This is a genomic window from Streptomyces sp. NPDC001393 (assembly GCF_053597455.1).
Map to the genome: position 1 here is coordinate 1 of NZ_JBSFIH010000151.1, position 1,666 is coordinate 1,666.

Annotated in this window: 1 protein-coding gene; it reads right to left on the reverse strand. The window is 69.8% G+C overall.

Going from position 1 to position 1,666, the window contains the following annotated elements:
• Positions 1-25: 25 nt before the first annotated feature.
• Positions 26-1,666: IS1182 family transposase (locus ACWC2T_RS45980; RefSeq protein ID WP_450676238.1), on the reverse strand; the 1,641-nt coding region annotated here is incomplete at its 5' end.

Consider the following 1,666-nt stretch of genomic DNA (forward strand, 5'->3'; position numbering starts at 1 on the left):
GACTCTGTTGGCGATCTTGTGAGGGTCAGCTGGTGGCGGTGCAGAGGGCGTGGAAGTGGCTGGGCGCCCGCTGCTTTCGGGTCGGACTGGCGATCCAGTCGGCGATTCGGGTGACGTTGCAGGCCAGAGCCGTCAGGACGTGCTGGACGTGGGTCTTGCGCAGGCCCCGGTAGCGGGTTCTGCGGAGGCCGCAGGTGCGGATGTTCTGGGAGAGGGTGGCCTCGATGCCGGCCCGGATCGCGTAGCGGTCCTGCCACTGCCGGGTCCGTTGGTCGAGGCGGTTCGCCTGCTGGATCTCGTGCAGTTCGCGGGTGGGCAGCAGGGCGAGCGAGCGCGGACGGACTTCGGAGTTGGTGCACTGGGCCCGGTCCGTGCAGGCCCGGCATGCGGCCTCGCCGAAGCGGACCTGGATGTAGTCGTGGCCGGAGATACGCAGTGGCTTCCAGGTCCGGCTGGTCTGCCCGCGGGGGCAGACGACCTGGTGGCCTTCCCAGTCGACGGTGAAGGAGGCCTTGTCGAACCCGTTCTGTGCTTTGGTCTGGTGGCTGGGGTCGGGAGCGACCGGGCCGAGCAGCGAGATCTGGTGGACGCGCTGGGCGCGTTCGATCCGCTGCGCGGTCACGTAGGCGGCATCGACCACGTGCTCGCCCGGCGCCAGGCCAGACGCGGCGAGGTCGTCGTGGATCTGGTCGGTGAGCTCGCCGTCCTGGACCGGGGCGATCGTCGTGGCCACGTGCACCACCACCTCCGGCAGGTCTGACGTGCACGTTTCCGTGAAATGGGTGCGGTAGCCGGACCATGTGGTGTCCCGCTTGACGCAGTAGTGCGCGTCGGTGTCGTACGGGGAGTCGAACCGCAGCGACGCCGGAGGCAGAGCGTGGCCGTCGCGCCAGCGCAGGCGTCCGCGTGCATCCCAGTAGTAGTGGTGCACCCAGACCCGGCGCAGGATCTCCACCTGCGGCAACGCGCGCAGCCGGGGCGGGGCGTCGGGCGCCCAGGCGGCGGCCAGGACTTTGCATCCGTCCCGGCCGAAAGCCTCGGCCAGGGCGGTGACTCCGGCCTTCCCGCCAGGGACCTTGCCGATCTCGACCTTGCGCCCGTAGCGCTTGTCCCACTCCGGCTCCACCAGCGGCAGCAGCCAGTCCGGGGCTGCCTGGGCGAGTTGCTCGAGTGCAGCCCGCAGGCTCTCGCCGGCCAACTCCAGGCGGCTGAGCCTGCGGACGGCGGCGAGCACGTGTGTGGCATCGGTGCGCTGGCGGCCTCCGGCCTTGAGCAGCCCGGCTTCGACCAGCCGGTTCAGCATCACCTGCAGCAGCCGGTCAGCCGCATCCCCCTCGGTCAGCCGGGCCCGGAACTCGCACAGCACCGAGTGATCGAACCCGGGATCGTCCAACTCCATGCCGAGGGCGTATTTCCAGTCGATCCGAGTGCGGACCGCATTTGCGGCAGCGCGGTCGGACAGGTTCTCCGCGAACTGCAACACGCTGACCAGCGCCAACTGCCCAGGCGACAGACCAGGGCGCCCATCACGCGGGTACAGGTCCACGAAGTCCTCGTCCTCGAACACCACGTCCAACCGGTCCCGCATCAGCATCGCCGGCGCCCCCTTCGGACACGCCGCCCACGCTGTCAGCACCGTCCGCGCCGGAATCCGCTGATAACTCCT